The organism is Synechococcus sp. MIT S9503 (assembly GCF_047304175.1).
Lineage (GTDB): Bacteria > Cyanobacteriota > Cyanobacteriia > PCC-6307 > Cyanobiaceae > Synechococcus_C.
The window spans coordinates 534,322-549,182 of the sequence record NZ_CP138955.1; the positions used below are offsets into that span (position 1 = coordinate 534,322).

Here is a 14,861-nt window from a genome sequence, read left to right on the forward strand (position 1 = left end):
CATCTGCAGGCGTCAGCTTTCTGCGGTTGTGACGCCTTCAATCCGATCCTCAACTTCCTGGTAAAGCTCCTGCAGCAGTTCAATGTTTTCATCGGAAGTCTCCCAGTAGCCGCGACCGTGCACCTCGAGGAGAGTTCCCACAATGCGGCGGAAACTGTTGGGATTCAGATCCAGGAGCCGCTTGCGCATTTCCGGGTCGTTGATGAATGTTTCATTGGCCTCCTCGTAGACGAAGTTATCGACCGATCCGCTGGTGGCACTCCAGCCCAGGGTGAAATTGAGGCGCTTGGCAACTTCACGCACTCCCTCATAACCAGAGTCGAGCATTCCCTCGTACCACTTCGGGTTGAGAAGTTTGGTGCGTGAGTCGAGACGGATCGTCTCGTTCAGGGATCGCACCTGAGCGTTGGCCGTGGTGGTGTCCGCGATGTAGCTGGTGGGCGCCTTGCCATCATCGCGAAGACCGGCAATCAGTTTTGTCGGATCGGAATCGAAGTAGTGACTGACGTCAGTGAGCGAGATTTCTGCGGAATCCAGATTCTGGAACGTGACGTCAGCGGTCTTCATCACGTTCTCGAACACGTCGCGCTTCTGGTTCATCTCGCCTGGGTTGTCGGCATTGAACGCGAAGGTCTTGCGGGACAGATACATCTCCTGCAACTCCCCCTCCTCTTCCCAGGTGCTGTTCTCGACAGCCAGATTCACGTTTGAGCTGTAGCTGCCGCTGGCATTGGAGAACACCCTGCAGGCGGCGTCGCGCAGACTTCCGCCTTCCTTCTCAGCCTGCTCGAGCGCATGTTTGCGCACGAAATTCTGTTCGAGCGGCTCATCGGCCTCAGCAGCCATTTTCACGGCCTGATCAATCAGGGCCATCTGATTGATGAACAGATCACGGAAAACTCCCGAGCAGTTGACCACCACATCAACTCTTGGGCGTCCGAGCTCCTCCAGAGGAATCAGCTCCAGCTTGTTGACCCGGCCCACGGAGTCAGGCATGGGCTTTACACCCACGAACCAGAGAATCTGAGCAAGTGATTCGCCGTAGGTCTTGATGTTGTCGGTTCCCCAGAGAACGCAGGCGATGGTTTCGGGCCAGGCTCCCTGCTCTTCTCGCTGGCGATCGATCAGTTTGTCGACCACACCTTTGGCAGCGGCAACCGCAGCCCGGGTTGGAATCGCCTGAGGATCGAGAGCATGGATGTTCTTGCCACTGGGGAGCACACCGGGGTTGCGGATCGGATCACCCCCGGGGCCAGGGAGGATGTATTCGCCATCGAGAGCCTTGAGCAGACTCTCCATTTCCATGTCAGCGCAGACCTGCTCCAGGCAGAAGCGCAGGTAGCCGAAAAGCCGGTCGAGCTCTGTGGCATCAACGTTGCTGAAACCTCTGGAACGGCAGGCTTTCAACCAGGGGGACGGAAGCTTGAATCCGACGCGTGTCAGCAGGTCGCTGAACCATGTCCAGTTTCTGCGCAGATTGACTCTGCCGTCACTGCCGGTGACGGATCGGACCATGGCTGAGATGGCGGATCGTGATGTCTCAGTGATGGTGCGATTCAGTTCAACGTCGGCGAGCACTCCATTGTCATTGCCTTTGTAAACGTCTTCAATTGTTCGCCCAATCGATTCAGCCAACAAGCCTGGAAGTGAACGAAGTTCGTCCTCATCTCGCTCCAGAGCAGCGATGTTCACAAGGGTGGCAATCGCCTCCTCGGCGGTGGGAGGTTTGCCGATGGTGTGAAGACCGCATGGAAGCAGACGGCTCTCGATCTCCATCAGCTGGCGGTAAACGGCACCTACCAGGGCGTCTCGACCATCAAGGTCGAGCTTGGATGCATCCTCTTCTGGAAGGTCGACATCCTTGTCGAGATTGCACTGACGCGCCGTCTCAACAATTGTGTTGACGATCTGAATGCCTCGGCCACCTTCTCGCAGTTGCTGGTAGGAGCCGACCAATTCTCCAAGTTCCTTGAGGCCCTTGTAGAGACCAGCATTCTCTGCAGGTGGGGTGAGGTAGCTGATCGTTGAGGCATAGCCACGCCGCTTGGCGATGGTTGCCTCAGAAGGGTTGTTGGCTGCGTAGTAGTAGAGGTTCGGCAGTGATCCGATCAGTGAGTCTGGATAGCAGGTTTCGCTCATGCCCATCTGCTTGCCGGGCATGAACTCCAGTGATCCGTGGGTGCCGAAGTGCAGCACCGCGTCGGCCTTCCAGATTTTTTCCAGGTAGGTGTAGTACGCAGCGAATCCATGATGTGGACTGGCGCTGCGTGAATAGAGGAGGCGCATCGGATCACCTTCGTAGCCGAAGGTGGGCTGGACGCCGACGAACACATTGCCGAAGTGTCTGCCGTACACGAGCAGGTTCTGGCCGTCGCTGTTGAGGCTGCCCGGAGGCTTGCCCCAGTTCTCTTCCAGACGTTCCGAGTAGGGGGTCAGTCGCTCGTATTCCTCAACGTTCATCCGGTGTGCGACGGAGAGCTCTGGAGAACCCTGCATGGCATCGGCATCGTTGATCACAGCTTCAAGCAGGGCGCGGGGTGTTGCGGGAAGCCCCTTCACGTCGTAGCCCTTCGCTTTCATCTCCTCCATGACGCGATGAATGGATCCGAAGACATCGAGGTAGGCCGCGGTGCCCACATTGCCCTTGTCTGGAGGAAAGCTGAACACCGTGATCGCCAGCTTCTTATCGACACGAGGCTTGATTCGCAGCGATGACCATCGGATGGCGCGTTCAGCGATGGCATCAACACGGTCCTGGAGCGTGTGAGCTTTTCCGGTTGCGTCATCTCGGCCGGAGAGAACAATCGGTTCGATCGCACCGTCCAGTTCGGGGATGGCAATCTGCAGGGCAACCTGGACGGGGTGCAGCCCGAGGTCGCTGTCTTCCCATTCCTGGGTGGTCTGGAAGACCAGAGGCAAAGCCACCATGTAGGGACGGTTGAGCTTTTTCAGCGACTCGACCGCCTTCGGATGGTCCTGTCGGGCGGGGCCACCGACCAGGGCGAAACCCGTGAGCGAAACGATGCCGTCAACCAGAGGTTGCTCGGGATTGAGAGGGTCGTAGAAGAACGCGTTGACGGGCTTGGAAAAATCGAGACCACCGCAGAAAATCGGAATCACGCGAGCCCCGCGGAACTCCAGTTCCTGGATTGTGGCCACGTAATGAGCGTCGTCTCCTGTGACGATGTGGCTGCGCTGCAACACAAGACCGATCACCGGGCCTTTCAGAGCTTCGTCGGAAAGATCAGTTCGACTTGATGTCCAGTTGAGGTATTCCTTGAGGTTCTCGAACATCGACGGTGCCAGTGGATGCCAGATCCCGAGATCGGGGAAGACCTCGGGGGCTGCGACCTCCATCACAGGGCGCTGCTCTCCCTCTGCAGCCGGAAAAACGTATTTATCCGCCAGCATCAGCAGGAAATTGCGCAGGTTGTCGGGTGTTCCACCCAGCCAGTACTGGAAACTGAGCATGAAGCTGCGCGCATCCTGCGCTTTTTCAACGGGCAGGTACTTGAGAACCGTGGGCAACGTGTTCAGGAGCTTGAGCATGGCGTCCTGGAAACCGGCGCCGCCAGCCTCCTTGCGCTTTTTCATGAACCCGGCAATGGCGCTCTTGCTCTGTCCGAGCTGAGCCATCGAGAAGCTGCCGAGCTTGTTCAGGCGCATCACCTCCGGCATGGAAGGGAAGACAACAGCGGCTTTGAGACGGTCGCGATGCGGTGTGACGGCGTCCACAACCTTCTGTGCCAGGTCCTCAATGAAGATCAATGAGGCGATGAACACATCGGCTTTGGCGACATCCTGCTTGAAGTCTTCGTAGTTGGTGTCGTCGCGGAGTTCCTCGATCAGGTAACCGCTGAGTTCAATGCCGAGATCTCCCCCGCTGGCGTTCAGCGCCGTGGCTGCCTGGGTGAGCGCGTTCTGGTACTGAGGCTCCAGCACCACATACACCGCCTTCATGACGGATTGATGGTTCTGACCCTCCACAGGAGCCACGCGGCGATTGGCGGAGCGGACCTGTGTGAACATCGGCGCACATATACCTGTGTAACGAACTTTACGGCGACGAGCAGTTCTACGCGCATGTTTTCTCGCGGTGTTACAACTCGATCTGCCCATAGGCTCTGACGAGAGACATCCCTGGCATGAGCGCTGCTGAGAATCAGTCGATCCCTGTGTTGGTCACAGGAGCTCTGGGGCGTATGGGCGCAGAAGTCATCCGCGCCGTTCACGCCTCAGCGGACTGCCACCTGGTGGGGGCCGTTGACACCACACCGGGGAAGGAGGGGGCCGATATCGGTGAAATGATCGGCCTGGGCCCTCTGGAGGTGGCCGTCACGGCAGATCTGGAGGGCTGCCTTTGCGCCACCAGTCAGGCGGTTCGGGATGCCGGTCCCGGTCAAGGAGCGGTGATGGTGGATTTCACCCATCCATCGGTTGTCTACGCGAACACCCGAGCCGCAATCGCTTACGGCGTGCATCCCGTGATCGGAACCACAGGTCTCTCTCCGGAGCAACTCAAGGATCTGCAGAGCTTTTCTGAGAAGGCTTCAGTGGGCGGCGCCGTGATCCCCAATTTTTCAGTGGGCATGGTGTTGCTCCAGCAGGCCGCGGCTGCAGCCGCACGTTTCTATGACCACGCAGAACTCACGGAGCTTCATCACAATCGCAAGGCTGATGCTCCCAGTGGAACCTGCATCAAAACAGCGGAGCTGATGGAAGAGCTCGGCAAGTCATTCAATGCCCCTGAAGTTGATGAACACGAATCGCTCCAGGGCAGTCGCGGCGGTGAACGTCCCAGTGGCTTGCGTCTGCACTCCCTGCGTTTGCCTGGACTTGTGGCTCATCAGGAGGTGATGTTTGGTGCGCCGGGAGAGACCTATACGCTTCGCCACGACACCATTGATCGCGCCGCCTACATGCCCGGTGTTCTGTTGTGCGTCCGCAAGGTGAGACAGCTGTCAGGTCTCGTCTATGGCCTGGAGAGGCTGATCTGAGTTCCGCATGCTGATCCCACTGCGTCCCGGCGAGCTTCAGACGTTGATACCGGCTGTGGCGACCGGTACTCAGTTCAGGTTTGCCCTTGGAGATCCGCGCAAGATCCTTCAGCGTCTTCTGATCTCAGGAATCGGTGGTGTGATCACCCTTCTGATCAGCCAGAGCCTTTCGTTCAACCGCTGGGGGTCTGTCTGGCTGATTGCCGGGGTTGTTCTGCTTCTTTACATCCTCTGGGGTCCGATTCTTGAAGCAGGTCGCAGGAATGCGTCTTTGCGCCGATATCCCTCGGCCGCTCTTTTCGAAGGGGAAGTGATCGAGGCCTACACGAGGGAACGGGTGGAGAATCAGCGCGAGCAAGCCGACTCCAGCGGGCGTCTTGAACTGGTTGAGAACCGCAGAACATGGCTGATCCTCGAGCTGGCTGATGAAGACGGCTACCTGGGACGAGTCAGTTTCCCTATGAGCAAGACCCATTCGGCCATCCGGCCAGGCCTTCTGATTCGATGCATTGTTCTCAGTGAGCGCAAGGATTTCTCCAGTGTTGGTGCGCTCACCGATGCATGGTTGCCGCAACTCAAGCTCTGGGTTGGCGAGTATCCCTTCCTGCTCAGGCCGGCATTTGAGGATCTCTGCAGAATTCGGTTGCGTAAAAGTTCTTAATAATGCGTTACGCTGTGTAAAGAAAAAGGATTGAACATGTCCCAGGCTTCCTCCAACGCTCCCGGTATCCGCGGCGCCACAGTGACCACAGAAGATGGTGGTCGTCTCAACGCTTTTGCAACAGAACCACGCATGGAAGTGGTGGACACCGAGAGCGGCTGGGGCTTCCATGAGCGTGCAGAAATGCTGAACGGACGCATGGCCATGCTTGGATTCGTTGCATTGCTGGCCACGGAATTTGCTCTGGGTGGCGAAGCTTTCACCCGTGGACTTCTCGGCATCGGCTGATTTCTTGATGTGGTGACAGCAGATCTTCAGGTTCGAGATTCCGCTGTCACTGCAGTGCCTCACCGGTTTCGCATTGTCGGAGCCGGACCAACAGGGGCTCTGTTGGCGCTTGGACTTGCTCGGCAGGGTTACGACGTTGTTTTGATTGATCGCCTCAGCGCTGATTCACTGCTGAAGCGAAGCCGTGCTTACGCGATCACCCATTCGTCTCGTCGGTTACTCCAAGACCTCTGTCTCTGGTTGCCACTGAAAGACGCGATGGAACCTTTTCGTCGTCTGCGTCTCGATGATTGTGCCGCTCAACGCACAGCCTGGTTCAGTCTTCGAGACCTGCGTCGAGAGAACCGTTGTGCTGATGCGATCGGCTGGATTCTCGATCACCGCCCGCTGATGTCCCTGCTGCTGTCACAGCTGCGTGCCTCGCCAGGGGTTTCATTGCGGCTGGGTGATGCGGCTTCTGCAGAGGAGATCGCTCTCAGCTCTGGTTCCCATGAATGGATTGTCGCAGCAGATGGTCCGCGATCCATGCTGCGTCACTCCTCCCGTCTGGCGTTCTGGTCACACACTTACAAGCAGGGTTGTCTGACGGCCAAGCTGCGTCTTTCAGGGGCCGAGCCCGATTGTGCCTACGAATTGTTCCGTCCGGAAGGACCGATGGCACTTCTTCCGCTTGGCAAGGATGCCTATCAGGTGGTCTGGAGCGCACCGCTGAATCGATGCCGCGATCGAGCCGCTTGCTCTTCAGCTGAACTGGCGTCTGCCCTCGACGAGGTTCTTCCCGAGGGTTTGAGCGTTGTTGAACTGCTGGACGAACCGGGAGCGTTTCCTGTTGAGCTGAGCCTGGCTCCCAGTCTCCAAAAAGGTCCACTGCTTCTTGTGGGGGAGGCCGGACATCGTTGCCATCCCGTCGGTGGACAGGGTTTGAATCTCTGCTGGCGTGATGTCAGCGATCTGTTGAATCTCACTGAGGCAGTGCGCCAAGGCGATCTTGTGCCGAGATCGCTGGCGCGACGTTATTCCCGATGTCGACGATTCGATCTGGCCGGAGTTCTCTTGTCAACCGACCTGCTGATCCGTTTCTTTTCAAATCACAATCCTCTGCTGATGCCTTTCAGACGCCTGACGCTCCTCATGCTTCGCCATCTGGGCTGGGTACGTCGACTGAGTCTGTCGGCGATGACGGACGGCCCAGGCAGCTTTCTGAAACCACTGCCAAAGTGAATCACTCGATCCATAGTTGATGGTCCTCAGCAGTGATCCACAGCCGGTCGCGTCCCGCGCCCTGATCGCCTTTCTGCAGCAGAGGCTCGGGTTGAGCGAAAACGCCATCAATCTGGGGATTCGCCAGGCCCATCTGGAGCAGGCGCCTCTCCCGGATGTTCTCTGGAGCTTTGGTCTTCTCAACCTCTCGCAGTACCAGGAGGTACTCGATTGGCAATCCCAGCAGGACTGAGCAAGCCTGCTCGTCGCAGTGGCCGAAGCCTCAGGTTCTAGTCGTAGCGAATGAGCGATTCGACTGGAACACCCTCCGGTAGACGACGTCGTCCGTGCAATTCCGCAAGCTCAACAACGAACCCGCAGCCCACAAGCTTTCCACCGGCTTTCACAATCAGTTCACAACTGGCTGAAGCGGTTCCTCCGGTCGCCAGGAGATCGTCAACCAGCAAAACGCTTGCGCCGTCAGCGAGAGCATCGCTCTGGATCTCAAGTCGATCGCTGCCGTATTCAAGGGTGTAATCGACGCCGACCACATCACCTGGAAGTTTTCCTGGCTTTCTCACAGGTACAAATCCAATCCTCTTGTGTGTTGCCAGTGCCATACCAACGATGAATCCTCTCGATTCAATCCCCACAATCAGGTCTGGACTGAGTCGATCGCACACCACGCCAAGCTGGTGCATCACTTCGCCCCAGCCAGCGGGATCGCGAAGCATCGGTGAGATATCTCGGAACAAAATTCCCTGCTTGGGGAAGTCAGGCACATCACGAATGAACTGACGAAGATCCACTGGGTGGTGACGCAAAGGCCTTATCCCTGGCATCATCGCAGCCATGACCGATGCCACTGCTCCGGCGGCCCCTGCTCCGACCTTCCCTGAAGCGGTTCTTGGCCGACGTGCTCTCGAGCGCCTTGATCTGCTGCTGCTCACCGTTGAATCCCTTGATCTGAATGGAGGGGAGGCCATGCTCTGGGCGACTCGTCAGCTCGGGTTTGAGACGATCTTCCCCAATCGGGTTGAGCTCTGGAAACGTCGCTGTCACAACCCACTGAGACGCTCCACACGACGCGGTCAGCTCAGTGCAGTGGAAACTGAGGCGTTGATCAGGATCCTTTGTGTGATGGCCGACCGGCTCTATCCGATGCTTCATCAGCTGCTCTCCAGCAGAGAGCCGGAGGAGCTCACCCGTCAGCGCTGGACTCTGGTGAATCAGCGTCTGCGCGATCTGATTGAAGAGCGAATGAACCTCCGGCGTGGTGCGATTCAGCGCTTTCTTGGCAGTGATCCGCAAGACCCGACTCAGCGACAGCTTGTGCTGACACTGGCCCTTGCGGCAGGTCCCGGCGGAGTGGATCGTCTGCGCGCCAGCCTTCTTGATCCCACTCCGTGAATGGTGATGCTCAAACAGTCATATCGCTACGACCAAACCACTGCGCGCCTGGAGGTTGAGGGATTACCCGACTTCTCCGCCGGCCATGCGGATCAGGCCATCGGAATCCTCTCGACCTGGCGTCTGAAAATCGTCGGTGCCTCCGAGCTCGAGGGCAAACGCGAACATCTGGAAGCCCTGATGCAGGTCGTCATTCCCTATGTGCGTCTGCGTCTTTCAGGAGTGGTCCGATCCATTGGTGAGTTGAACGATCCGGTTCGGATGGTTCCGGATGGATCACAGCATCGTCTCGATCTCACCAGCGGCCAGTCGGAGATCCCGCCTCTGTCCATCCAACTTGATGATGCCCAGCTGGCCGATCTCGTTCGCTGCCTTGATGCCCTGCGCGGTGACGGCCGGGTGTGTCTCTCATGGCCAGCGATTCAGCATGAACCTCTCCCGCGGCGAGATCTTGTCGAGCGGATTCCTTTGTTGCAAAGACTCACGGCTCCTCTGCTCGGCGGTGCCACGGTGATTGTGCTAGCTGTCTTGGGGCTTCTCCTGCCTCTGCCTGAAGTTCAAGCACCCCGGCAAGAGAATGGAGCCGAGGTCAATCCTGAAACTCCGATCAGCGATCCTGCACAAGGTGATGCAGAGCGTTGACCTCTGAGCTGAGCAGCTCAGAATGGCGCGACTGCTTCATGCTTCGAATGGCGGGGAGTCCGTCCGAAATCAATCGATCTCTTGCCTTGAGCTCACTGCGTTGGCAGTCAGCACGAAGTTGTTCGGCGACCCTGACAGCTCCCCCTTTCGACCTAGTCGGTTCCGAGGCGCTGTCGTGAATTCCCCCAAACTGAGATCGCTGAGTGCTGTGCCCAAGAACCGGAGAGTGTTCAGCAAACGGCCCCGATCGAGAGCTGTGTCGATCGGCCGGCAGATGCTGGAGGGGTTGCTGCTCCTGGCCCTTGGCTCGGGTTTGCTCGCATTTCTGAGCTGGCTGCCTCAGAAGATCGACGCCATGGTCGTGGTCAGTGAAGCCATCGCTGATCTGATCCGAGGCCTTGGACAGCTTCTTGAGGCTTTGTTCGGTCTGGCCGCGGTCATTCTGATTGCACTGTTGCTTGTGGCAGGTCTTCTGGCCCTGGTTTCAGGCGGGTTCCGCCTGGTGAAATCCTTCATGAGACTGCTGCGCTCTGAGCGGCCTCATCCGAGCAAAGTCATCAACCGCCGCTCCAGACCCCGCCGTTGACTCTTAGTGGCGTGGAGCAAGTGAACGCTGCACAGTCCACAACTCCTCCAGCGTCAGCCCACCATCTGAGTCGAGGTCGATGCTTACAAAATTCCGGCTCAGCCATGGCAGTGACTGGCATTCACGCCTGTCAATCCTTCCATCTCCGTTGCGATCAGCCTGACGAAAGCGTTTCTGGAGCCGCCGACCACTCGGGTGGGGCGTCACCGGTCTGAGATCCTTCAGCAGCAGATAGCCACGTGAGTCGGGTCGTTGCAGGCGCCTCTCGAAATAGGGCCGACCCCTGACCTCGTCCGATTCCAGGCGACCGTCACCATTCACATCCATCCGGATGAACAGTGCTTCCATGCGTTGCCCATAAACCTGAACATGCCGTGGGCTCGCCAGAACCGGCGACTGTGACTGTGGAACTAGAGCATGAACCCCGATCAGCACGAAGGCCATCCACGTCGGTTGTGACAAGCACCTCTCCATGGCTTGAGCATATGGAGAACTGGTTACGGGAGCATGTCTGAGTCGTGACACCGATCCGATCAGCTGTGACAAGGTCCGATCAAGCGCGACAGAACGCGGAGTGATCCATACGATCGGTGCAACTTGGAACGGCGACGGAAGCCATGGCCCGAACTTCGATGATCTGGGTGGTCGATGATGATCCTGAATTGCGTCAGATGGTCGGGACCTATCTGCTGGATCAGGGGTATGACGTGCGCTGCCTCAGCGATGTCAAGCAGCTTGAGGCCCGTCTGGAATTTCAGCGTCCCGATCTGGTGGTGCTCGATCTGATGATGCCCGGTGATGACGGGCTGACCGCTCTCCGTCGTCTGAGGGATGCAGGTGATGACCTGCCGGTTGTGATGCTGACGGCCCGAGGAGAGGGTGTTGATCGCATCATCGGTCTGGAGCAGGGGGCTGATGATTACCTTGCCAAACCTTTTCTGCCACGGGAGCTCTCAGCTCGCATTGAAGCAGTGCTGAGGCGGCGCAGTGCCCTCCCTGCGGGCACTCCTCTGGCCGAGGGAGGGGATGTGGTGTTCGGTGAAAACGTTCTCGATCTGGCTGCACGGACGCTGACCAGAGAGGGCAAGCCTGTGGTGATCACCAGTGGTGAATTCAGCCTGCTGGCATCCTTCGTTCAGCACCCCCATCGCCCCCTGTCGCGTGAGCGGCTAATCGAGCTGGCTCGCGGCCCTGGTTGCGATACCGACAGCCGCAGCATGGATGTGCAGGTGTCGCGGGTGCGCAAACTGGTGGAGCCTGATCCTGCCCGCCCGCGCTATCTGCAAACAGTGTGGGGCTATGGCTATGTGTTTGTGCCAGACGGGCAGCCACGGTCCCGATGATCTCTCCCTCCTGACTGTTGCCTATTTCTTCCCGTCCATGGCAGAAGCGTCTGATCGCTCTTCTCGGCTGGGGAGGACTTGCTCTCGGCAGTTCTGCGTTCTGCCTGGTGGTTTTTCAGGCTCTGTTCGGTCGCCAGCTGGAACAGTTGCAGACCATTCAGCTCGGCAGGGATCTTGCTCTCAACGTCCGGCTCACCGAGTTGGCACTGGAGCGTTATCCCCCCCATCTCGTCGCGGAACTGAGTGGTCTTGACCTTGAGGTCACCGTTCGTCCAAAACCCGCACCTCTGCCTCCTTCAGCAGCCTTCAAGCGTCAGGCGGAGGCGCTGCAGCTTCAGCTCTGTCAACGCCTGTCGCACTGTCCAATGGTCCTGCCCGACCGGGCTGCCCGTGGTGAACGCAGTGTCTGGATCGAACTGATTTCGCCTCTGGAGCCCATCTGGCTGCGAGTGGATGTGCCCTCGATGATGCGCTGGCCACCAGAGCCCACACTTCTCGCTCTTTCCCTGGTGGGCGCCGGAATTATCTGTGGTGGCTTGTTTCTGCTTGTGGAGGTCGAGGCACCTCTGCGCGGGCTGGAGAAAGCGCTTTCCCGGGTGGGTGATGGTGAGGATCCGGAGGCGGTGCCCGCCCGTGGAGCGCCTGAGGTCCAGCGCCTCACCCAGCGTTTCAATGCCATGGTGCAGCGTCTGGCTTCAAACCGTCGCGAGCGGGCAACGATGCTTGCAGGTATCGCACATGATCTGAGAGCACCGATCACTCGTCTCCAGTTCCGCCTCTCCATGCCGCAGCTTTCAGCGGATGAACGAGAGCGTTGCAGCGGTGATTTGCAATCTCTGGAGCGAATCACCGGTCAGTTCTTGCTGTTTGCAGGAGGTGGCGATAGCGAAGTCTCCGTGGAAGTTCCTTTGGATCAATTGCTTGCGGAAGTGGCCAGCAGTCACCCTGCGGATCAACTTCAGCTCGATCTTGCCCCCTTGTCCTTGTCAGTGAAACCGGTGGCTCTCAGCCGTGCGATCGCAAACCTGATCGACAATGCTTTTTCCTATGGGATTTCGCCAGTCATCCTGCGCTTGCATCACAACGATGACCGCTGCTGCATCGATGTCTGGGATCAAGGCAAGGGGATGCCATCCCAGCAATGGGAAGAGGCTCTGCAGCCGTTCCATCGCCTGGATTCATCGCGTGGTCAGCAGGGTCACTGCGGACTTGGACTGGCCATCGTTTCTCATGTGGCCCGTCTGCATGGTGGCCGGCTTGAGTGCATTCATCACAGTGCCGGTGGATCTTTTCTCGATCCAGGAACATTCGCGATTCGCCTCAGTCTGCCTTTTCTTGATGGGCATTCCACAGCGCAGAATTGTTGAAATCTGAGAAAAACCGGAGCAGAACTCGAGCTCGCGGTTTGCGCCGCCTCCAATGGGAATGGATCAGAGTCGATCATGGGAAGCAAGGACAAAAGCAAGGCAAAAAAACATGTCCACGGCAAGGACAGAGCTGCTTCAGGCCACTGTTCTGAATCTGATGTTGTCACGCTTGGTGGCACTGCTCACGAGATCGAAACTCCATCGCAGATTGCTGGGGATCGCATGGACGATCACCCGCACAAGATCGAGCGAATGAACAAAAAGCTCTACGAAGCTGAACTGACACGTCTGCAGACAGATCTCGTCAGGATGCAGTACTGGATACGAGACACCGGCTATCGGATGATCATCCTTTTTGAGGGGCGTGATGCAGCCGGTAAGGGCGGGACGATCAAACGACTGACAGAACCGTTGAACCCTCGCGGTTGCAGAGTTGTTGCCCTGGGAACACCAACTGAGCGACAGAAAAGCCAGTGGTATTTCCAGCGTTATGTGGAACATTTCCCTGCGGCCGGCGAGATTGTTGTGTTCGACCGGAGTTGGTACAACCGGGCGGGTGTGGAACGTGTGATGGAGTTTTGCACGCCTGATCAGGTTGAGCAGTTTCTGGATGATGCGCCTGAATTCGAGCGGATGCTTGTGCGCAGCGGAATTCTTCTGTTGAAGTATTGGTTCTCTGTCAGCGACACAGAACAGGAGGCACGTTTTCAGTCGCGCATTGATGATCCCACACGCCGCTGGAAGTTGAGTCCGATGGATCTTGAAGCCAGAAATCGCTGGGTGGATTTCTCGAAGGCCAAGGATGAAATGTTCACGCGCACCAATATTCCTGAAGCACCGTGGTTCACTGTTGAAGCAGACGACAAGAGAAGAGCCAGGCTCAATTGTCTTCGTCATGTGCTCAGCAAGGTGCCATGGGAAGACATGACACCGCCAGGAATCAAGCTGCCTCCAAGACCCAGGAAAGGTGACTATGCACGACCACCCATCAATGAGCAATTCTTTGTTCCAAATGCCTATCCCCAACCTCAGGAGGGCTAATGAGTGGGACAAGACTGAGTAAATATATCTTTTCGATCTTTAGAGGTTGATTTGGGTAAGAATATTTTGGCTGTTGATCAATTCGAATCAATCTTTCCTGATTAGACAGCTTTTCGCGATCGCCATTCAGATGTTTGGTTAAGGCCATGCCTCGCAAGGTCATCTCCTGTCAGTGATGATAGATACAGGGTGATTTAAGGACGACCGTTATGTATCTAGTTGTTCGACAATCGAGAATTTGGGTGATTAGGGTGCGCAAAAGTTTACAAGACATGCCTGACAATTCAGAAACTTATTTCACTGTCAAAAACATAGAACTTCAGAGTTCAATTGAGGATGGTTACGAGAAAGACAGCCTGGAAAGATTCCTTAATCAATATGTCAGTCGAGGTGTGCAGGGGCCTGTGAGGTACTTCTGCGATACAGAGGATGAGGTTTTCGCGAAAATGAGGGTTGTTATGGAATTCATGCAGCAAAATCTTGCATCCGTTAACGAAATATTCGAAATGATCAATTCGATTGAGCTTGAGCAGTGGCTCGTTGAAACTGAACGAAAAACTGGTGAGCCCAGAGTCGTGAAGCGTACAACTTATTCAAATCAGCAAAGATTGGAAACGGTGAAGACTTAGTTTCCCAGTTTGAAATAATCTAAATTCAACATTCAACCAAGCTGTTAAATATAAAACTTTGGCAATCATAAATTCGCATATTTATGATTTGTTTTATAGATGAAAAGTTTAAACAACTAGATGCTGAATCAATCTGGCTGCTTTAGTTGTAGTCTTCAAACGATTCATCTTCGCCATAGAACAACCAGGGTTGTCCTCTGTCCAATCGGTTTCGCTTCATCCAGGCTGAAAATGTCTCAGCCTGTTCGTCATGGGATCGTTTTTCGTTTGAATTTTCGTTCATAGGGAACAATCTGGCCAGAAGGCGAGCAGATGATGTTCGATTTTATGCATTCAGTGGTGACTGTTTAGTCATCTCCGGGTTCATTGTTAATTGCGTCCCATGCAGAGGGATCAGTTCATTGACAAGGTTTCAGATCAATTTTTCAACTCAGCACGAAGTTGTTGAGATGGTCATGGCATGGCCCTGATGCATTGATGGCTTGAAAACACGCGATGGATCCACAGTTGCTCCAACAGATTCGAGATAATTTGAAAGTCTGGTGTCCTTGCCCCAGGCATGTTGCTTGTTTCGGGGCGATAGGGATACCGCCCCGTTTTTATTGATAAAAAGGCATTGAACAGATCTGGATCGATTTGCGCGATGATTTCATCGTTTTTCAATTGATTAACTTTATATGCGGCGCATACTCAGATT

15 protein-coding genes are annotated in these 14,861 nt (G+C 56.3%); 12 read left to right on the forward strand and 3 right to left on the reverse strand.

From position 1 onward, the window contains the following. Positions 1 to 12: 12 nt before the first annotated feature. The gene (locus SIB56_RS02915; RefSeq protein ID WP_413325234.1) at positions 13 to 4,029 is read right to left on the reverse strand and encodes a magnesium chelatase subunit H; all 4,017 of its coding nucleotides are present in this window, start codon (positions 4,027 to 4,029) and stop codon (positions 13 to 15) included. Positions 4,030 to 4,145: 116 nt separating this feature from the next. Here SIB56_RS02915 and dapB point away from each other — a divergent pair, with 116 nt between their 5' ends. Genes dapB through SIB56_RS02940 form a run of 5 tightly spaced genes read left to right on the forward strand, consistent with a single transcriptional unit; the run spans position 4,146 to position 7,399 of the window. Then, complete coding sequence (gene dapB, locus SIB56_RS02920; protein WP_413325236.1) at positions 4,146 to 4,997, forward strand: 4-hydroxy-tetrahydrodipicolinate reductase; 852 nt, start codon at positions 4,146 to 4,148, stop codon at positions 4,995 to 4,997. A 7-nt stretch (positions 4,998 to 5,004) separates the two neighbouring features. After that, positions 5,005 to 5,658 carry a hypothetical protein gene (locus SIB56_RS02925; RefSeq protein ID WP_413325238.1) on the forward strand — a complete coding sequence of 218 codons (654 nt, stop codon included), beginning with the start codon at positions 5,005 to 5,007 and terminating at the stop codon, positions 5,656 to 5,658. A 36-nt stretch (positions 5,659 to 5,694) separates the two neighbouring features. Then, positions 5,695 to 5,946, forward strand: a complete 252-nt coding sequence (locus tag SIB56_RS02930) for a chlorophyll a/b-binding protein (protein ID WP_413325240.1) — start codon at positions 5,695 to 5,697, stop codon at positions 5,944 to 5,946. 12 nt (positions 5,947 to 5,958) lie between these two features. Then, complete coding sequence (locus SIB56_RS02935; protein WP_413325242.1) at positions 5,959 to 7,167, forward strand: FAD-dependent monooxygenase; 1,209 nt, start codon at positions 5,959 to 5,961, stop codon at positions 7,165 to 7,167. A gap of 19 nt (positions 7,168 to 7,186) precedes the next feature. Continuing rightward, positions 7,187 to 7,399 (forward strand): DUF2949 domain-containing protein, encoded by a 213-nt coding sequence (locus tag SIB56_RS02940; protein ID WP_413325244.1) that lies wholly within the window; start codon positions 7,187 to 7,189, stop codon positions 7,397 to 7,399. 37 nt (positions 7,400 to 7,436) lie between these two features. Here SIB56_RS02940 and SIB56_RS02945 read toward each other — a convergent pair whose 3' ends face one another. Continuing rightward, complete coding sequence (locus tag SIB56_RS02945; protein ID WP_413325247.1) at positions 7,437 to 8,000, reverse strand: adenine phosphoribosyltransferase; 564 nt, start codon at positions 7,998 to 8,000, stop codon at positions 7,437 to 7,439. On the opposite strand from SIB56_RS02945, the gene SIB56_RS02950 reads away from it, so the two are divergent. The 3 genes from SIB56_RS02950 to SIB56_RS02960 all read left to right on the forward strand — a co-directional run bounded on the left by SIB56_RS02950 (position 7,999) and on the right by SIB56_RS02960 (position 9,784). Next, entirely contained in the window at positions 7,999 to 8,556 is a 558-nt protein-coding gene (locus SIB56_RS02950; protein ID WP_413325249.1) for a DUF3038 domain-containing protein, read from the forward strand. The two genes, SIB56_RS02945 and SIB56_RS02950, sit on opposite strands and share 2 nt — an antisense overlap. Before the next feature lie 6 nt (positions 8,557 to 8,562). After that, entirely contained in the window at positions 8,563 to 9,198 is a 636-nt protein-coding gene (locus tag SIB56_RS02955) for a DUF4335 domain-containing protein (protein ID WP_413325251.1), read from the forward strand. 175 nt (positions 9,199 to 9,373) lie between these two features. Beyond that, positions 9,374 to 9,784: a hypothetical protein gene (locus SIB56_RS02960; RefSeq protein WP_413325253.1), complete on the forward strand. Its 411-nt coding sequence runs from the start codon at positions 9,374 to 9,376 to the stop codon at positions 9,782 to 9,784. Between the two features lie 3 nt (positions 9,785 to 9,787). Here SIB56_RS02960 and SIB56_RS02965 read toward each other — a convergent pair whose 3' ends face one another. After that, positions 9,788 to 10,246 carry an EF-hand domain-containing protein gene (locus tag SIB56_RS02965; protein WP_413325255.1) on the reverse strand — a complete coding sequence of 153 codons (459 nt, stop codon included), beginning with the start codon at positions 10,244 to 10,246 and terminating at the stop codon, positions 9,788 to 9,790. Between the two features lie 155 nt (positions 10,247 to 10,401). Here SIB56_RS02965 and SIB56_RS02970 point away from each other — a divergent pair, with 155 nt between their 5' ends. From SIB56_RS02970 to SIB56_RS02985, 4 genes are all read left to right on the forward strand, one after another. After that, complete coding sequence (locus tag SIB56_RS02970) at positions 10,402 to 11,127, forward strand: response regulator (protein WP_413325257.1); 726 nt, start codon at positions 10,402 to 10,404, stop codon at positions 11,125 to 11,127. 23 nt (positions 11,128 to 11,150) lie between these two features. Beyond that, positions 11,151 to 12,494: an ATP-binding protein gene (locus tag SIB56_RS02975; protein ID WP_413327055.1), complete on the forward strand. Its 1,344-nt coding sequence runs from the start codon at positions 11,151 to 11,153 to the stop codon at positions 12,492 to 12,494. A gap of 222 nt (positions 12,495 to 12,716) precedes the next feature. Further along, the gene (gene ppk2, locus SIB56_RS02980) at positions 12,717 to 13,535 is read left to right on the forward strand and encodes a polyphosphate kinase 2 (RefSeq protein WP_413325258.1); all 819 of its coding nucleotides are present in this window, start codon (positions 12,717 to 12,719) and stop codon (positions 13,533 to 13,535) included. A gap of 272 nt (positions 13,536 to 13,807) precedes the next feature. Further along, complete coding sequence (locus SIB56_RS02985) at positions 13,808 to 14,164, forward strand: hypothetical protein (RefSeq protein ID WP_413325260.1); 357 nt, start codon at positions 13,808 to 13,810, stop codon at positions 14,162 to 14,164. The last annotated feature ends 697 nt before the right edge of the window (positions 14,165 to 14,861 follow it).

Coding starts and splice junctions, on each gene's coding strand:
- SIB56_RS02915 (WP_413325234.1), bottom strand. CDS start 4,029: ATGTTCACACAGGTCCGCTCCGCCAATCGCCGCGTGGCTCCTGTGGAG.
- dapB (WP_413325236.1), top strand. CDS start 4,146: ATGAGCGCTGCTGAGAATCAGTCGATCCCTGTGTTGGTCACAGGAGCT.
- SIB56_RS02925 (WP_413325238.1), top strand. CDS start 5,005: ATGCTGATCCCACTGCGTCCCGGCGAGCTTCAGACGTTGATACCGGCT.
- SIB56_RS02930 (WP_413325240.1), top strand. CDS start 5,695: ATGTCCCAGGCTTCCTCCAACGCTCCCGGTATCCGCGGCGCCACAGTG.
- SIB56_RS02940 (WP_413325244.1), top strand. CDS start 7,187: ATGGTCCTCAGCAGTGATCCACAGCCGGTCGCGTCCCGCGCCCTGATC.
- SIB56_RS02950 (WP_413325249.1), top strand. CDS start 7,999: ATGACCGATGCCACTGCTCCGGCGGCCCCTGCTCCGACCTTCCCTGAA.
- SIB56_RS02945 (WP_413325247.1), bottom strand. CDS start 8,000: ATGGCTGCGATGATGCCAGGGATAAGGCCTTTGCGTCACCACCCAGTG.
- SIB56_RS02955 (WP_413325251.1), top strand. CDS start 8,563: ATGCTCAAACAGTCATATCGCTACGACCAAACCACTGCGCGCCTGGAG.
- SIB56_RS02970 (WP_413325257.1), top strand. CDS start 10,402: ATGGCCCGAACTTCGATGATCTGGGTGGTCGATGATGATCCTGAATTG.
- ppk2 (WP_413325258.1), top strand. CDS start 12,717: ATGGACGATCACCCGCACAAGATCGAGCGAATGAACAAAAAGCTCTAC.
- SIB56_RS02985 (WP_413325260.1), top strand. CDS start 13,808: ATGCCTGACAATTCAGAAACTTATTTCACTGTCAAAAACATAGAACTT.